At 42.1% G+C, this 18,335-nt stretch carries 10 protein-coding genes; 2 read left to right on the top strand and 8 right to left on the bottom strand.

The genetic code is table 11. From position 1 onward, the window contains the following. Nucleotides 1–3 precede the first annotated feature (3 nt). From fusA to RMY31_RS06030, 6 genes are all read right to left on the bottom strand, one after another. Entirely contained in the window at nt 4–2,082 is a 2,079-nt protein-coding gene (fusA, locus tag RMY31_RS06055) for an elongation factor G (protein ID WP_322658118.1), read from the bottom strand. A gap of 139 nt (nt 2,083–2,221) precedes the next feature. Next, a complete protein-coding gene (gene rpsG, locus RMY31_RS06050) occupies nt 2,222–2,692 on the bottom strand; it encodes a 30S ribosomal protein S7 (RefSeq protein ID WP_322658119.1) in 471 nt (156 codons plus the stop codon). A gap of 361 nt (nt 2,693–3,053) precedes the next feature. Then, nucleotides 3,054–3,440, bottom strand: a complete 387-nt coding sequence (rpsL, locus tag RMY31_RS06045) for a 30S ribosomal protein S12 (RefSeq protein ID WP_198124361.1) — start codon at nt 3,438–3,440, stop codon at nt 3,054–3,056. Between the two features lie 417 nt (nt 3,441–3,857). After that, on the bottom strand, nt 3,858–4,181 hold the full coding sequence (locus RMY31_RS06040; RefSeq protein WP_322658200.1) for an iron-sulfur cluster assembly accessory protein: 324 nt from the start codon (nt 4,179–4,181) through the stop codon (nt 3,858–3,860). A gap of 344 nt (nt 4,182–4,525) precedes the next feature. After that, complete coding sequence (locus RMY31_RS06035; RefSeq protein WP_322658201.1) at nt 4,526–4,945, bottom strand: cupin domain-containing protein; 420 nt, start codon at nt 4,943–4,945, stop codon at nt 4,526–4,528. Nucleotides 4,946–5,237: 292 nt separating this feature from the next. Then, nucleotides 5,238–7,277, bottom strand: coding sequence for a phosphodiester glycosidase family protein (locus RMY31_RS06030; protein ID WP_322658120.1), 2,040 nt, complete (start codon nt 7,275–7,277; stop codon nt 5,238–5,240). Between the two features lie 763 nt (nt 7,278–8,040). On the opposite strand from RMY31_RS06030, the gene gltB reads away from it, so the two are divergent. Then, a complete protein-coding gene (gene gltB / locus RMY31_RS06025) occupies nt 8,041–12,819 on the top strand; it encodes a glutamate synthase large subunit (protein WP_322658121.1) in 4,779 nt (1,592 codons plus the stop codon). 450 nt (nt 12,820–13,269) lie between these two features. On the opposite strand, the gene RMY31_RS06020 is transcribed toward gltB, so the two are convergent. Then, on the bottom strand, nt 13,270–14,178 hold the full coding sequence (locus RMY31_RS06020; RefSeq protein WP_322658123.1) for a polysaccharide deacetylase family protein: 909 nt from the start codon (nt 14,176–14,178) through the stop codon (nt 13,270–13,272). A 1,137-nt stretch (nt 14,179–15,315) separates the two neighbouring features. Here RMY31_RS06020 and RMY31_RS06015 point away from each other — a divergent pair. Beyond that, nucleotides 15,316–16,866, top strand: coding sequence for a glycosyltransferase family 39 protein (locus tag RMY31_RS06015; RefSeq protein WP_322658125.1), 1,551 nt, complete (start codon nt 15,316–15,318; stop codon nt 16,864–16,866). 79 nt (nt 16,867–16,945) lie between these two features. On the opposite strand, the gene RMY31_RS06010 is transcribed toward RMY31_RS06015, so the two are convergent. Beyond that, nucleotides 16,946–18,307, bottom strand: a complete 1,362-nt coding sequence (locus RMY31_RS06010; RefSeq protein WP_322658126.1) for a mannosyltransferase — start codon at nt 18,305–18,307, stop codon at nt 16,946–16,948. Nucleotides 18,308–18,335: the final 28 nt, after the last annotated feature.

The following is an 18,335-nucleotide window of genomic DNA, read 5'->3' as shown; positions in this document are numbered from 1 at the left end:
TAATTAAGCGTTCCCTTTGCTTTTTGCAATGATAGTTTCAGCTACGCTGCGAGGCACCTCTTCGTAGTGGCTGAACTCCATTGTGAAGATACCCCGACCTTGGGTCTTCGACCGGATATCAGTCGCGTAACCAAACATAGTCGCCAGTGGAACTTTGGATGCCACCTTAGCGAGTCCCTGTTCAGTGCTTTGGTTTTCAATCTGCCCCCGGCGGGAGATGAGGTCGCCAATGACGTTCCCGATAAAGTCTTCAGGGACTTCTACTTCAACTTTCATCATAGGCTCTAAGAGTACAGGTGAAGCCTTCATCACTGCCTCTTTGAGTGCCATTGAGCCAGCGATTTTGAAAGCCATTTCCGAAGAGTCCACATCGTGGTATGACCCATCAACCAGCGTTGCTTTGACATCAATTAGCGGATATCCAGCTAAAATACCAGATTCGCAGCTTTCTTTCATTCCTTGTTCTGCGGGTCCAATGTACTCTTTAGGTACGACACCACCAACAATTTTGGAGACGAATTCAAAACCAGTGCCGGGTTCTCCTGGTTCCAAATCGATCACAACGTGACCGTATTGGCCTTTACCACCACTTTGGCGGATGAACTTACCTTCGATTCTGGTAACGTGTTTACGAATTGTTTCGCGGTAAGCTACTTGTGGCGCACCGACATTTGCTTCCACTTTGAATTCGCGCAACATCCGGTCTACTAGAATTTCTAGGTGTAGTTCTCCCATGCCGGCAATCACCGTTTGGTTGGTTTCTGGATCGACATGGACGCGGAAGGTTGGGTCTTCTTCTGAGAGAGATTGCAGAGCCTTGGATAGTTTATCCATGTCGTTCTTGGTTTTGGGTTCAACCGCCACTGAGATTACAGGCTCAGGGATGAATAGAGACTCCAGAATAACTGGTGAGCCTTCATCACAAAGCGTGTCACCTGTTAAAGTATCTTTCAATCCCAACGCGGCTCCCAAATCACCTGCTCGCAGTTCTTCGACATCAAGTCGTTCATCTGCTTTCAAAACTACCAGACGAGAAATCCGTTCTTTTTTATTCTTGGTAGCGTTTAGAACGTAGCTACCCTTTTTCAGAATGCCAGAATAAACGCGAACGAAGGTGAGGCGACCGTAAGGATCGGCCATAATTTTGAATGCCAGAGCTGATAGAGGTTCGGTATCATCAGCCCGACGCTCAACAGTTTCGCCATTGGGTCGCGCACCTTGAATTGGTGGCACTTCAGTTGGTGCTGGCAGGTAATCTACAACTGCATCCAGCATCAACTGTACGCCTTTGTTTTTGAATGCTGAACCGCAAAGTACTGGCACAATCGTACCCGCGATCGTACCTTTACGGAGGGCAGTACGGATTTCATCTTCTGTAAGTTCTTCACCCTCGAAGTACTTAGTCATGAGATCGTCATCTGTCTCTGCCACTGCTTCTATAAGTTTGTTGCGATATTCCTCAGCCTGCTCTTGCAATTCTGCTGGAATATCTGTTTCTTGAATATCCGTTCCTTGGTCATTGGCGTAGATATATGCACGCTTTTGCACCAAGTCAACGATACCCTTAAAATCATTTTCACTACCAATTGGCAGTTGAATGGCAATGGCGTTAGCCCGCAGGCGATCGCGCATTTGCTCGTGAACTCTATAGAAGTTCGCCCCTGTGCGATCCATCTTGTTGATGAAGGCTATACGCGGTACTTTGTAGCGATCTGCTTGTCGCCACACTGTTTCTGACTGTGGTTGCACGCCGCCCACAGAACAAAATACTGCGATTACACCATCCAACACACGCATAGAGCGTTCGACTTCAATTGTGAAGTCAACGTGACCTGGAGTATCGATAATGTTAATTTGATGATCTTTCCAACTGGTAGTGATCGCAGCAGCAGTAATGGTAATTCCCCGCTCCCGCTCCTGATCCATCCAGTCTGTTACGGCAGTTCCTTCGTGAACTTCACCAATTTTATGAATTATCCCAGAGTAAAATAATATTCTCTCTGTTGTTGTTGTCTTGCCCGCATCTATATGCGCCGCAATACCGATATTGCGTACTCTCTCTAGCGGGATCGTACGTGCCACAGTAGCCTCCTATAGTTTTTGCCTCATGATATCTTGTATATTACTCTTTGTTAAGATTCTATACTCTACGGAAAACCGTCTTTAATTTTTGTAATTCCACGATATATCACTCTGAGAGTACGATATATCGCTTATTTACTTAGTAACGATAGTGTGCAAAGGCTTTGTTAGCTTCCGCCATCCGGTGTGTTTCTTCACGTTTACGAATTGCATTCCCGGTTTCGTTGGCTGCATCAAGTAACTCGTTAGCTAATTTGCTTGCCATTGTGCGACCGGGTCTAGATCTAGAAAATTGCACTAACCAACGTAACGCTAAGGTTGTACCCCGTTCTGAACGCACTTCCATTGGTACTTGGTAAGTTGCTCCACCTACACGGCGAGCTTTTACTTCTACTAAAGGCGTTGCATTCCGCACCGCTTTTTCAAAGGTTTCTAAAGCTGCGTTACCAGTGCGTTCCTCAATAGTTTTTAAAGCATCATAAACGATACGTGCTGCCAGGGATTTCTTTCCATGGCGCATAATCCGCCTGATGATCATACTCACAAGGCGACTGTTATACACGGAGTCAGGCGGAACTGGGCGCCTTTGAATAACACCACGACGAGACATACTTCAACCTTTAATTCGGATTTGGCAACGAAATTATATGCTATCAGACACTGGGTTCTAAGCGGCTAAAGCCTCCGCTCAGACTTAAATTAATTTTCTTCTACAGTTGCTTGCAGCAAGGCTGACCTACTAACTTGCTGCCCACTATTTAGACATACAAGGTAACAACATTAAAAACCTTAATATCTGGATTCAAATGCTGCTGCCACTCTAGGATGCTACTTAAAATTCCCTACACTTGCTCGCCCTTTCAAGGGTGTAGCTTGATTTCCTGAAAAAGCCAGCACAGCTTGTTTTTCTGTCCTTTGGCACTCCTAAAAAAGACGGTTAATCGCATCAAACACGATTAATCGCCTATGTCCTATTTTTTAGCCCCTTCCTTTGGGCGCTTGGTTCCATACTTGGAACGACCTTGTTTGCGGTCTTTCACTCCTGCTGTATCCAAGGTGCCACGGATTATGTGATATCTCACACCTGGTAAATCCTTAACCCGACCGCCACGAATCATTACAACGGAATGCTCTTGCAAGTTGTGACCAATTCCTGGAATGTAAGCTGTAACTTCAAATCCAGAAGTAAGTCTTACCCTTGCTACTTTGCGGAGAGCTGAGTTAGGCTTTTTAGGTGTAGTTGTGTATACTCTGGTACAAACACCCCGACGTTGTGGGCATTGCTTCAGAGCTGGGGACTTGGTTTTCTGACGCGCTTTTTCGCGTTCATTACGTATGAGTTGCTGTATTGTTGGCATGAGTTACAGCGCGTGAAGCTGCTTAGAGGTCTAAGTTTTAACAAATCCTGATTATAACTTTTTTTATGGTTTCATGTCAATCTATTTTGCAGAGTCAATAGGAACCAGTGTGTTGTGGAGGTAGCGCGGTGCAAGGGTTCCCCAACATAAAGTGATTGCCGTCGGCAAAGCCAACTTGTACTCCTTCTCCTAGGTCACCGCTAGCGCGAATGGAGAACCCGTAGACGCAAAGCAGTTTGCCGCAGGCTATGGTAGCAAGTGGTGCGGTTTACCCCATGAGCGCCTAGTGTAGCGCAGCGTTAGCGACGTACTCTTAGGGAGAAGCAAGCTACGCGTAGCGGCGACTTTAGGAGAAGGGTAGGGCTTCCCGCAGGGTAGCAACTGGTGTTCAATAGCCCATTGTTCAAAAGTTTTTGACTATTGACTAATGGAGAAAGAATTGCCACAACCACAGGTAGCGATCGCCTGGGGATTATGGAAGCGAAAACCTCCCCCCATCAAATCCTCTGAATAATCTAACGCCAAACCGTTAACGTAATCCAAGCTTTCAGCATCTATGACTGCTTTAATGCCGTTCAACTCAATAAGGCGATCGCCAGCTTTTACCGCTTCATCAAAGGACATATCGTAAAACCAACCGGAACAACCACCTGGTTTAACTGCTAATCTAAACAAGGCATGTGGCTGCTTTGACTTTAATCGCCCTATTTCACTTGCAGCGGTTGGACTCAAATGAATCATGGAATTCGTTTTGACAATAGTAAACCCCATCTTAAATATTACAGATAGGTTGGCTACAAAAGTCATATCAATTTTTGATTTTGCGGAAAGTTGAGCCACGAGGTTTCCCTGTGGGGCAAGCTTTCCTAGACTAACTCTGGATATCGCTTTGAGAAGGCACAAGGGAACCCGAAGTAGATCGAGTGGCTCCTCTGCGCTCCTTCGGTCACACTAAATATCCCCACCTCAAGCAGGCAGGGAGATTCAGCGCGCAGTTATTACCTTAGACGGTTTGCACAATAATATTTAATTTTTAGCTTCAAACCTTTACAGCCTTATTATTCCAGATTACTCTAGTTTGAGTTTTAATTCTCAGTACGGGCATAGTCGTCTTGGTAGCGAATAATATCATCTTCTCCTAGATATTCACCATTTTGCACTTCAATTAACACCAAAGGAATTACACCAGGATTCTCCAGACGATGGGATGTACATTGGGGTACATATGTTGATTGATTATTGCCCAGTAGTATTTCTTGCTCGCCGCAAGTTACCCTAGCTGTACCAGAAACGACAATCCAGTGTTCGCTGCGGTGATGATGCATTTGCAGACTGAGGCGATGTCCGGGCTTGACTTCGATGCGTTTGATTTTGTACCCGCGCCCTTCTTCCAAAACGGTAAAAGAACCCCAAGGACGCAGTTCAGTTGCAGCAATACCTCGAGTGGCGATCGCTGCGGAGAGGGGCAGAGTGTTAATTGGTGTGGTTTCTTGATATTGAGCCATAGTTACCTCATTTGGTGACATAACAAACCGTCATTACTCTTAACCATTGATGAAAAATCTGGCGCAATCTTGCAACCGTGAAAATCAGCAATTTAGTTCCACCTTGCTAAACATAGCAAAATCAAACTTTACGGTGTAAACAATTTACTACAAAAACTATTGTCTCTACACCAATTCTTCATCAACTAAAATGGCAGCTTGTTGTGAACTTTAAAAAGGGACTGATGAGTTGGAGAAGTGAGGGAGATGAGGAAGCAAATTTGTTATTACTCTCCCTCATCCTCCTTATTCCTTATTTTTGTAGGAAGATCCCGATTCCGTTATGTACGCGAGCAGCAGTGTTAGGAGAACGGTCGAGTAGTTGCCCTCCTAGATAAAGACTAGTTGAACTACCACCATCCAAATTTAGGGCATTAACACATCCGAGACTCTTCATCAATTGAGCGTGTTCTGCTAAGGTAGGGCCTGGGCCGCCAGCCCGATTATGCACGGCAGCAATCATTAGTGTACCTGCTGCTGTTGTGCAAATACCGCTGCGAATAGCCTTTTCTGCAATAAAGGCATTGCTAAATTTTTCAGCTTTGGCATCAAGGACAATTTCACTATTTTGTACTAACAGTGGTCCGGCCGCCAAAATGTGAGGGTAACTGTTAAAATTAGCAGGATTCGTACCTGTAGAAATACCAAGCGCTGTACCGATGGGCAACTGTGATGCATTACTAACAGCATTTCCACGTAAAGTTAACAAGTAGCCATCTTGAGGAATAGGAATGGCAGTCTCATTCGCTTTGCCTCCTGGTAACTGATTGGTAACTTGGTTTTTCTGAACAACAAGGATAATTTCGTTGTCGGTTAAAGGAGTATAGCTAGTTCCCCAAGTTGGAGTATAGCGAGCAATACCACTCTGGACATAACCGCTGTTGAGAAACAGAATTGGCAATTTGAGATTATTGGGCGCACTTAAAGTTTCTTCTAAGGTGAGACGACCAAAGTAAAATTGTCCAGAATCATTCCAAGCGATCGCTCCTCGGTTGAGAATTGGGCTGGATAACCACTGACCATCCCGACGAATTGCCCCCAAGGGTAATCTATTGTTGCGGTTAAAATAACCACCGTTAATTGCTGCTACCGCTAAGTATTGCTGTGCCGTTTGAATTATAGGGGCAGTGCCTACAAGAGTGCTTGGGTTTGTCCAGATGGGTTTTAGTCCAACAGCACGGGGATTGACTTCTAACAAGACAACAGGAAAACGTTCTGTTCCTAAGTTTACATATTGCTGTCGCCAGCGTAATCCCGATGCCCAAGCAATATTGCGTGATACCATCGCATCGGGTCGAATATCGATAATTAGACGATAGGGGTTAGCTGTGGTGTTGATTTGAGGAGACAGACCAAAGGGAAGACTAAGACTAATAATCGTTTGGTTATTAACTACTTCAACTTTTTGAATAAGTTGGTCGGGATCTGGCGCTTGTGGCAATTGTTTGAGCTGTTCCAGCAATGGAGTCGGTGTTGGTGCCGTGTCTGGTAGCGCAGGTGGTAGAGGAGTGTAGCGCTGGATTAAGTTGGGATCGGCTATTCCATCCAGGGTAATTGTCCACTCTCTATTTGGTTGTGTGGAGGATTTAGGGGTTACTGTATCAGGGTCAGCGGTGGGATTTGGAGGTCTTTTGATTGGTAATCCTTGCGCGACTCGCCAAGGAGTCGGACGATCTAAATCAACAACAACGCGATTTGGCTGTGCAGGTGTAATGCTTGCATTGGTAGATTGCTGACTTGGAAGAATATTTGTTACTTGCGTTTTGGGAGTGGCGATCGCTAAAGTATTGCCATTAACTTGCAACTGCCATCCTGCTGTTTGAGCAAAATTTGTAATATTGAGATAGCGATATGCTCCCAATAGTCTGGTAGTTAAAACTACTGGCTTGGTGGCTGACGAAAACCAGGCGATCGGTTGTCTAGCTGGATTGCTACTGTTTAAAAAATCTACTCCGATTAATTGCCGAAATGGACCGTCACTGAGATAAGTTATTACCTGACCTGCCTTTGTTGATTGCCGCAACCAAGTTCCTGCTAAGATGCGACCATTGAGGGAAATTTGGCTACCCGAAGTTGATACCCCAGTGACAGCAGGTGTTGGAGATTGTGGAGTTACCCTTGGGATTGGCTTGGCATTGGTCGGAGACTGTTGAGCGGTGGCAACATAGGTAGTAGACAAGCACAGTAATGTCGCAATGAATGGCGATACAGTCATCCGAAACCACCTGTGGTTTAACTGATTAGCAACAACACTATAATTTTGTTGGCAGCAACAATTCGTCATTTTTACCATAATTTACTAAGTACTTTTGAAAGCTATCACCCAAAGCACAAATTAACTAATTATTTGGAAATCTTAAAAAATAGTGATTTAACTTTTGAATAAACGTGATAATCTATATATTGGCTTGTTATCTCTTGTAGAACACAACAAGCAGTTTTTTCCCACAACCACTGTAAACAAGTGTTTTAGATAACACGAGCTGCAACCAGAGTATACATAGCGATCTTGTTGAGCAAAACTGGATTAAAATATTTATTCCATCCTCACCGATGGTTGCTATTGTTGCTACTTAAGTGAGGTTTAACTGGTAGTAACACAAGTGGCAACAAGCAATCAAGAAAAATATAGACAACAACAGAGATATTTAGGAATTGTCAAATGGGTATATATTGTAATACGCTGATTTTATAGCTGAATCAGGATGATTTCGGCTCTCAAAACATTAAACTTTCAGTTTGAATTTTTTGCAGTAAGCAAGAACCTTGTCTAGCTAAGGCTTAGCTTTCATCTGGAATAAAGAGAATTGAGAAAAAACTTAGCTTCCCGATATAAATAAAAGACTGTCAAGGCAAAGGTAATTTGTCTAACACAGCATAAATACATAAATAAATAACGCAGTTATTTTAACACGGAAGAACAAAAAAGAAAAACCGAAGTTAAAATTTTTTTTCCCTAAATTTCGGTCACGTATTTATTTTTCCAAGACGGAATTTAGAAATTTTTCCTCACAAGTAGTGGCGAAATTTGTGACTCAACATTTCAGGAATGGGCTATGAACGATCAACCGATGAATCAATTACAAACAATGACATTTTCAGATACCTACCAGGGACAAAGGTGGTTAGTAGAGGAAAGAGATGCTTGTGGTGTGGGTTTTATTGCTCATCGTCAGAATCAAGCCAGCCACGAAATTGTCACAAAATCTTTAGCTGCTCTGACTTGCTTGGAACACCGGGGTGGTTGTAGTGCAGACCAAGACTCTGGTGATGGTGCAGGCATATTGACAGCTATTCCTTGGGATTTGTTTCAAAAAGACTATTTGCCAGGAAATTTAACAGGTTTATCCAGCAGCAATATAGCTGTGGGAATGATATTTTTACCGCAAGATCCAGAAGTAGCTCAAAGAGTTAAGAAAACAGTTGAGCAAGTAGTTACTGAAGAAAAACTGACTGTACTGGGCTGGCGAGTGGTGCCAGTGCAGCCTCATTTATTGGGAGTCCAAGCAAGAGAAAATCAACCCCAAATAGAACAAGTTTTTTTAGCGGCTGATAAAAGTGATGATGAACTAGAGCGGCAGTTATACATTACCCGCCGCCGCATTGGTCAAGCTGCCAACAGTATCTCAGAAGAGTTTTATGTCTGCTCCTTATCAAGCCGCACAATTGTCTACAAAGGCATGGTGCGTTCTGCTGTTTTAGGAGAATTTTACGAAGATTTAAAAAATCCCGCTTACAAGAGTGCCTTTGCAGTCTATCATCGCCGCTTTAGTACGAACACAATGCCTAAATGGCCTCTAGCCCAACCAATGAGGCTTTTGGGGCACAACGGCGAAATCAATACGCTGTTGGGTAACATCAACTGGATGATGGCCAGAGAAGCTAGCCTGAATCATCCAGTATGGGGCGATCGCGTCAACGAACTCAAGCCATTAGTCCACATTGACAACAGCGACTCAGCCACCCTAGACAACGTACTCGAATTACTAGTGCGTTCTGGACGCAGCCCCTTGGAAGCTTTGATGATTATGGTACCAGAGGCTTACCAAAATCAGCCATCTTTGCATGACTATCCAGAAATTGTCGATTTCTACGAATATTACAGCGGTCTGCAAGAAGCGTGGGATGGGCCAGCACTTTTAGTATTTAGCGATGGTAAAAAAGTTGGTGCAACACTAGATCGCAATGGCTTAAGACCAGCTCGCTACGCCATTACCAAAGATGATTACATCGTCGTAGCTTCCGAAGCAGGTGTAGTTGACTTCCCAGAAGCTAATATTGTTGAGAAAGGTAGACTCGGCCCAGGGCAAATGATTGCCGTGGATTTGGTCAACAATGAAGTGTTGAAGAATTGGGAGATTAAGCAGCGCATCGCCAAACAGCAGCCATATGGAGAATGGCTGCAACAGTATCGCCAAGAACTCAAGCAAATCGTTAACGGTGAGACAGCGCTGCGGGAGGGTTTCCCTCCGCAGGCGACTGCGAACCCGAAGGGTCAGCCATCATCTGTTAATGGTAACGGACACCAAGCCACTAACAATGGTAACGGACATCAGGCAACTGACAACGGTAATGGCAATGGACATAAAGCAACTGACAACGGACAACTAACAACTAACAAAATTGATAGACAAACTTGGCTGCAACATCAACTTGCTTTCGGTTACACCTCAGAAGATGTAGAAATGGTGATTCAACCAATGGCAAGTACAGGGTCAGAGCCGACTTTCTGCATGGGGGATGATATTCCTCTAGCAGTGCTGTCAGAAAAACCTCACTTGCTTTATGACTATTTCAAACAGCGCTTTGCTCAGGTGACGAACCCAGCAATTGACCCCCTACGGGAAAAGTTGGTGATGTCCTTGAAAGTCGAACTGGGTGAGCGGGGGAACTTATTAGAACCGAAACCAGAATATGCCAAGAGGCTGAAGCTCGAATCGCCAGTTTTGATAGAGGCAGAATTAGAGACTATTAAACTGTCAGGATTTGCCACAGCTGAGTTGTCAACTCTGTTTGCAATTACTGACGGGCCAGAAGGATTGAAAGCAGCTGTGCAATCTTTACAAGCACAAGCAGCTGAATCAGTACGGGCAGGTGCGAAGATTCTCATATTGAGCGATCGCTTCGGTGATGGTATCGGCACTGAATACACTTATATTCCTCCCTTGTTAGCGGTGGGTGCGGTACACCATCACCTGATTAGTGAAGGTTTGCGGATGAAAACTTCTATAGTTGTCAATACCGCTCAATGCTGGAGTACTCATCACTTTGCTTGTCTGATTGGCTACGGTGCCGGTGCGATTTGCCCATATATGGCTTTGGACACTGTACGAGATTGGTGGTTCGATGCCAAAACGCAACAATTTATGGAGCGAGGGAAAATTGCTGCCATCTCCTTAGAGCAAGCGATCGCAAACTATCGCAAAGCTATACAGTCAGGATTGCTGAAAATTCTCTCCAAGATGGGAATTTCTTTACTATCTAGCTATCAAGCAGCGCAAATCTTTGAAGCTATTGGTATTGGTGGCGATTTATTAGAACTAGGATTCCGGGGTACCACTTCCCGCATCGGTGGTTTGAGTGTCAGCGAACTGGCACAAGAGGTGCTTTCCTTCCATAGCAAGGCTTTCCCCGAACTGACAGTCAAAAAGTTAGAAAACCTGGGCTTTGTACAGTACTTTCCCAAGGGTGAGTACCACATGAACAACCCCGAACTGGCAAAGGCGCTGCATAAAGCTGTAGATGGCAAGAACTATGACCACTACGAAGTTTACAAAAAGCATCTGGAAAATCGACCAGTCACAGCTTTGCGTGACTTGCTGGACTTTGACAGCGATCGCCAGGCCATTCCTTTAGAAGAAGTAGAATCAGTAACTGAGATTGTTAAACGCTTCTGCACAGGTGGTATGTCCTTGGGCGCTTTGTCACGCGAAGCCCATGAAGTTTTAGCGATCGCCATGAACCGCATCGGCGGTAAATCCAACTCTGGGGAAGGTGGCGAAGATCCAGTACGCTACACAATCCTTAATGATGTTAAAGATGGCCACTCGCCAACTCTCCCTCATTTGAAAGGATTGCAGAATGGTGACACTGCTTCCAGTGCCATCAAACAAGTAGCATCGGGACGCTTTGGTGTCACACCAGGATATTTAAGCAGCGCCAGACAAATTGAAATTAAAATTGCCCAAGGTGCAAAACCTGGGGAAGGCGGACAGCTACCAGGGCCAAAGGTGAGCCAATACATTGCCATGTTAAGGCGCTCTAAGCCAGGTGTGACGCTGATTTCACCGCCACCGCACCATGATATCTATTCCATTGAAGACTTGGCACAGCTAATTTTTGACCTGCATCAAATTAACCCCAAAGCTCAGGTATCGGTGAAACTAGTGGCAGAAGTCGGCATTGGAACTATTGCTGCTGGTGTAGCTAAGGCTAACGCCGATATCATCCAAATTTCTGGTCACGATGGTGGTACGGGCGCATCACCACTCAGTTCAATTAAACATGCTGGCTCACCCTGGGAACTCGGATTAAGTGAAGTGCATCGCGTTTTGATGCAGAATAAGTTGCGCGATCGCGTGATTTTGCGAGTAGATGGCGGTTTAAAGAGCGGTTGGGATGTCTTAACAGCTGCATTGATGGGCGGTGAAGAATTCGGTTTTGGCTCCATCGCCATGATTGCTGAAGGCTGTATCATGGCAAGGATTTGCCACACAAATAACTGTCCTGTGGGTGTCGCCTCGCAAAAAGAAGAACTCCGCAAGCGGTTTACGGGAATGCCGGAACACGTCGTCAATTTCTTCTACTTCATCGCAGAAGAAGTGCGGAGTTTGCTAGCACGACTCGGCTACCGTTCTTTGTCGGAAATTATTGGACGTGCAGATTTGTTGAAAGTGCGCCCAGATGTGCAACTGAGCAAAACCCAAGGATTGAATCTCAATTGCTTACTTCAGCTACCAGATACTAGAGAAAATCGTAGCTGGTTAGTGCATGAAGAAGTTCACAGCAACGGTGCAGTTTTAGACGACCAATTGCTTGCCGATCCCGACATTCAAGCAGCTATTCGTCAACAGACGACTGTCACTAAGACTTTAGCAATAGTTAATACTGACAGAACAGTAGGCGCAAGGTTAGCAGGAGCAATCGCTTCTCAGTACGGCGACAGCGGTTTTGCCGGGCAGATTCATCTCAAATTCCAAGGCAGCGTTGGGCAAAGCTTTGGCGCTTTCAATCTCCCCGGTATTACTCTCACCTTGGAAGGGGAAGCCAATGACTATGTGGGTAAAGGAATGCACGGTGGCGAAATCATCATTAAACCACCAGCAGCTGTTAATTATGACCCAGCACAAAATGTCATAGTTGGCAATACCTGTCTCTACGGTGCTACTGGTGGCGTATTGTTTGCCAACGGCTTGGCTGGAGAACGCTTTGGCGTGCGGAACTCCAAAGGCGTAGCAGTGATTGAAGGCGCTGGGGATCACTGTTGCGAGTACATGACTGGTGGTGTAATTGTTGTCCTTGGCAAAGTCGGACGTAATGTAGCTGCCGGAATGACTGGCGGACTAGCATACTTCCTAGATGAAAGTGACTCTTTCCCTGAGTTAGTCAACCGAGAAATTGTCAAAATCCAGAGGGTGATTACCGAAGCAGGTGAGAAGCAATTACGAGAGTTAATTCAAACTCATTGCGATCGCACTGGTTCACCAAAAGCTAAGATGATTCTCCAAAACTGGAAAGAATACTTACCTAAGTTTTGGCAGTTGGTTCCACCTTCTGAGGCTGATGGCCCAGAAGCTAATCCTCCTTTAACAGACAAACAGCTAAGTCCTGTCTAGTTATTTACCATTAGCCATTAGTCTTTATTGATTTAATAAAGACTAATGGCTAATTCTTAGTATTTACGGATTTTGTATAGTCTTGCTTTTATATTCAGCCTGACACATACTGCTGTAAGTAGGTGGGTGAAATTAAAATATAAAATGTCATTGCGAACGTAACGCAGTGTAGTTGAAGCAATCTCATGCGATTGCTACCCTGCGGTTTCTCCAAAGGAGTACACTTCATACCCTATGGAAAGGCTGCGCCAACGCAATGACGAAATATCTAAATATTTATTTAGATTCATATACTTACAGCAGAATTCAGAATTCAGAAGTAAAACAGGCTTTATGCTTGGTTTTGAGACTGAGCTTGTGGACTTCACCAACTTGAAATCTGCTGTATCATTTTTCATGACCTGTTAAGCTATTTCTTGAAGTGCTTAACAGTCAGCAGTGAACAGTTAACTACTTTTTATTTGCAATCAACTTTTGGTCTTTATCTTGCATTTCTAAAAGTTCTGGGATAGTAACAAAGCTATAGCCTTGCTTGCGAAAGCCAGCAATGATTTCTGGTAAAGCTTGCACAGTTTTGGTACGATTACCACCACCATCATGCATCAGCACAATACCACCTGGTTTTGCCAGCCTGAACACATTGTTTATTAATTTAGGTACAGCAGGAAGCGAGTAGTCTACCGAGTCAGAAGACCACATGATAATAGCATACTTACTATTTCTAGCGTAAGCAGCCACCCCGTTGTGCATGATTCCTCCAGGTGGACGAAATAAATTGGTTTTAACGCCTGTTGTTTTATAAATCAAGTCTGTTGTGTGGTCAATTTCATAAGCTGCTGCCTGTTGATTCATGTAATGATACCAGTGATGCCAAGTATGATTTCCAATAGCGTGACCTTCAGCTATTACCCGTTTCAATAAGTCTGGATAATTTTTGACGTTCTGCCCAACTACGAAAAATGTACTTTTAATATTATTTTCTTTAAGAATATCTAATACTTGCGCTGTGCTTTGAGGCCAAGGGCCATCATCAAAAGTGAGAGCAATTACTTTCTGACCTTGAGAGAGCGTTGCTGCTTTAATTGTTGCTCCTTGAAAGTGCGGTGATACAGCGTAAGAAAGACCTTTCGCTTGTGCCTCACGCTGCCAACTTGTGAGCATCGTCGTTTTTAATCCTTCAATACGCTGCTGAGTTCCTACTTTAGCTACTACATGATTTGTATTTATATTTTGTCTACTTTGAGCTTCAGAAGCATTTGGTTTGATCAGCATCATCAATCCAACGCTTAAACTTGCACTTAATAAAAGCAACGCAATTATTATTCCTTGCGGCCAAAAAAACGACTTATTGTTTTCCACTTGATAGCTCCTTCAAGGTCGAACCATCGGTCACGGTTCTAACGGTAGTTTTTAGCACTTTTTTCTAAAATATTAAATACTCAGTTACTTTTAGATAATTCTGAAATTGTGGACACAGATTAACAGAAATTAAAAAAATCTGAGCTATGCTGATAAAACTCCAAAGCCAAACTGAATAATCAGGCTTTTGAAGAGTGCAGTCGATATAATACTGGTATTATTTAGAACTGATTCGTAAAGAAAATCTTAAGGATACCCAATTCATGGCTGGGTATGACTTTCAGAGAATAAACGCTTGATTCGCCCAAATTTATGAAACCCTTACGAGACAAAGACTTTACTCTAGTTTACAAATTAGTTCTTAATATCAATTACTTGATTTGAAAGAAAATGAAAATTGATTCATCTTCTTACGTATACTTATATGACACAATACAATCAAGTGATTGACTGCTCATCTAGAAATCATGTTACTAGTAGTCCTAAATTAGCTCATTGCTATCTCCTATCTATATGTACTCAGGTTTCTATATTATCTCTATTGGTTCTGGAGGTGTACTAGTGAATTATTTTACGAGGAGTTAGGTTGTTTACCCAAAACAACTCTAATGAGCTAACTATAAAACTTATAGCTAATAAGGTATATTTTACTGCCTAATACCATTACTTCCTTTTTAAGAAAAAATTAAGTTTTCGACTTACTCAATTTATCTTTTTGCTTTCTAAGAAACAGATAGACGATAATTAACTGAATATAGTTTCTCATTGCCAAGAGGCTTTTAGTAGTTAATCTCTATACTCTTTACTCATTCATTCCCAATAATGTTATGATTACCTGAGTTTTGCTTTAGCTACTGATGCTTTAGCTATTCAGTACCTGTAATTGGTTTAAAATACTTCCAGCTTTTTGCCTGCTAGTTTTAGTAGCAAGTAAAAGAGAATTCTTACACCATTAATATTAGAATTCAAGATACATGGTTACAGTATAAACACTGAAATTAACCGCTGCTTTACAACTTAGAAATGTTAATATAAGTTGCAAAGAATTTATTAACGTATTGCAACTGAATTTTGATGTAATTTTTAGTACTAAAACCACGCCTCTCAGTACCAGGGTGGGCTAGAGGGTATGTAGAAGTGAATTATCCGAACCGAGAAAAAAAATGGCTATTTAGCCTACTTGCAGCATCTCTAGTTCTGTGGCTGATATTTTTGGGGAATTCCCCCTTACGAGACTGGGATGAAGGTACAGTGGCACAAGTTGCGCGTGAAATTTGGCGTGCCCCCATCGGTTCCATGCGTTGGCTTTACCCCACTTTAGGAGGTGAACCTTATTATAATAAGCCGCCTCTGATTCACTTGCTAATTGCTTGGGCTTATTCCTTAGCAGGCGTGAATGAGTGGACAACACGCTTACCTAGTGCAGTTTTAACAGCCTTGGGAGTACCTTTGCTGTACTTAATTGGCTGTATGCTTTTTAAGCAAAGATTACCAGCTTTGGTTGCTGCTTTAGTTTACTTAACAATGTTGCCTGTGGCACGTCACGGGCGACTGGCGATGCTAGATGGTGCAATCATTACTTTTTTTCTGTTGTCATTATTTTGTTTACTAAAAGCACGTCAGAACCAATGTTATGTCATTAGTGTGGGAATTTGTTTAGGGTTAATTACTCTGACTAAGGGAATGATAGTTTTGTTGCTGGGAGGAATAGTTTTTTTATTTCTCCTAGCAGATAGACAATTAGCTTTGTTGAGAAACCCTTATTTATGGATAGGGATGTTTTTAGGGAATGCTCCAGCGATCGCTTGGTATGCTGCTCAATGGCAATATTATGGCAGTAGTTTTTTACAAATAAATTTTCAAGCCCAAACCTTTAGTCGCCTCGTACAACCAGTAGAAGGTCATAGCGGGCCACCCTGGTACTATTTAATTGAATTGCTCAAATATGGTTTTCCCTGGCTGATATTTTTGCCAGGAGGCTTTTATCTAGCTTGGAAAAAGCGTCAGACTACCTGGGGTTGTTTAGTTCTTGTAGGCACAATCGTTTATTTCGTAACTATTTCTTTGATGAGAACGAAACTCCCATGGTATGTCATGCCTATTTATCTATTTTTAGCTTTAGCAATCGGTGCTAAACTCAGCGAAATTTGGCAGCATCGCTATTTTAGGGTATGGTGGGCAGTATTATTTGCTGTCATAGCGATCGCAGGTTTTGGAGGTGGCATTTACTTCACCCTTGCCAAGCAAGAGCCTGTTTTAATCGTTATGAGTGTAGTTTTAGCAATTAGTATGGGCATCGTAGCATGGCTGATTAAACAGCGCGATCGCCGATTTATCCCAGTTCTATTTTCTGGGATGTACTTAGTTTTAGCACTGTTGATGAGTTCGCGATCGTGGATTTGGGAGTTAAATGAAGCCTTTGCAGTCAAGCCAGTTGCCGCATTAATTCAGTCACATGTCTCATCAGGAACAAAAGTTTATACCTCTTTTCCTTATGGTCGTCCTAGTTTAGACTTTTACTGCGATTGCAAAGTCATTCCCGCAACTGTACCCGTTTTACAACAGATGTGGGCAAATAAATCTTATTTGTTGTTAGATAATACAACGTTAAAAAAAATAAATTTAATTGGTAGTACAGTTCTGGGTACGTCTGAAGATTTTACCTTGATAGCACCACCAAATAAATAATCTTGACTTTATCGAGATAGCTTTGCTTGCTTAACTTCAGAAATATTGGATATATATTGATATATATTGCCTATTTCTATTAACCTAACCATCTATCTTGACCATAATTAATCCATTGTTCAAATAAAGCAATAGCTGAAATTATAATGAAGCAAAATAGAGTGTTATATGTTTTTTTACCAGGAATACAGAGATATAGATAACCAACAGCCATAAAAAAGAAAGGTACTGCAAATATAAATCTTGCCAAGCTAAAAAGACGGTCTTGGGTTAAAAATATAATCACAGAATGAATAAAACTAAAGTACAGACAAAACCAAAAAATATAGTTTTTACTTAAATCTTGGGTATATTTACTTGTTAAAAAATTATCTAATTTAGCTTGCTTCTTATATTTTATGAAATTCAATACATATAACAAAATCAATAAAGGTGGATAAATTAATAATAAATTCCATAATTGAGATTGAGGAACGAATATATATAAATCATGCTCAATTAACTTAAAATAAACAAAAGTAACAGCCAAAAACAAAATTATCACAGGTAGGTAAAGTCCTAACAAATCAAACAATGGTGATTTCGGAGTAAATAATAGTTCTAAATGTAAACCTAACTTTTTACCCCATAACTTTTGGTCTTGAAAAGAGGCAAAAAAATCACCTCTTGTTAGCAAACATAAACTTCCATAAATGGAGTAACCTAATAAAGCTGATACGCAGATAGTAATAGTTGTTTTAATTTCAGATATGTATTTAGTAAATGTAGCCAAGGAATTATTCTGAGTAAGTCTTAGTTGTATCAAATAAAAATAAAATATTGTTCCCAAACTTGCTATAGCAGAGAATAGTATTTGGATTAATACTGGTCGAGTTAAAGCCATTAAAAAGGTAATAATGAAAATCAAACACAACTTCAGATTTTCATTTAATTTTAATTTAGGTAAGCAAATCCAAATCAATAAACTACTAAGGAATGTAAATAAGCTTTCTGTGTAACCTATTACTCGGAATATAGCCATAGGATTAACAGAATAAGCAAGAACTAACCAAAAAGCTAAATCTACGCGTTGTAAACCTATTTGAAAAACCCAAAATAGCAAAAACGTGGAAATAAAAAATAGAGCAGTTGCTACTACTGAAAAGTAGTGTGCAGCCTGCTCTATACTTTGAGGATGAAATACGGTACGAACGATCAAAGGCCAGAGAGGGTAGAAGGCGTTACAACTAGGGCTTAAAGCTAATTTAGCGTAATGTTCTACATCCCAGTAGTAACTTTTATGAGGTAATTGTGGAGGGATGTCGCGTACTAATTGTGTTGCAGAAAAGAACTTATAAAAAGCTTCTGGATCTACGAACATTGCTATAGCAGTGCAAAAAATAAATGCACTGCATATGATTAAAGGTAAAAAAATTACCTTAATTATTCTTCTTTTATTCATTTAACTATAATTACTTTTTTGTGAGTAT

The organism is Dendronalium sp. ChiSLP03b, from assembly GCF_034531165.2.
GTDB lineage: Bacteria > Cyanobacteriota > Cyanobacteriia > Cyanobacteriales > Nostocaceae > Dendronalium > Dendronalium minutum.
Note: the sequence above shows the minus strand (reverse complement) of the source record. Positions and strands in the feature narration are given on the sequence as shown.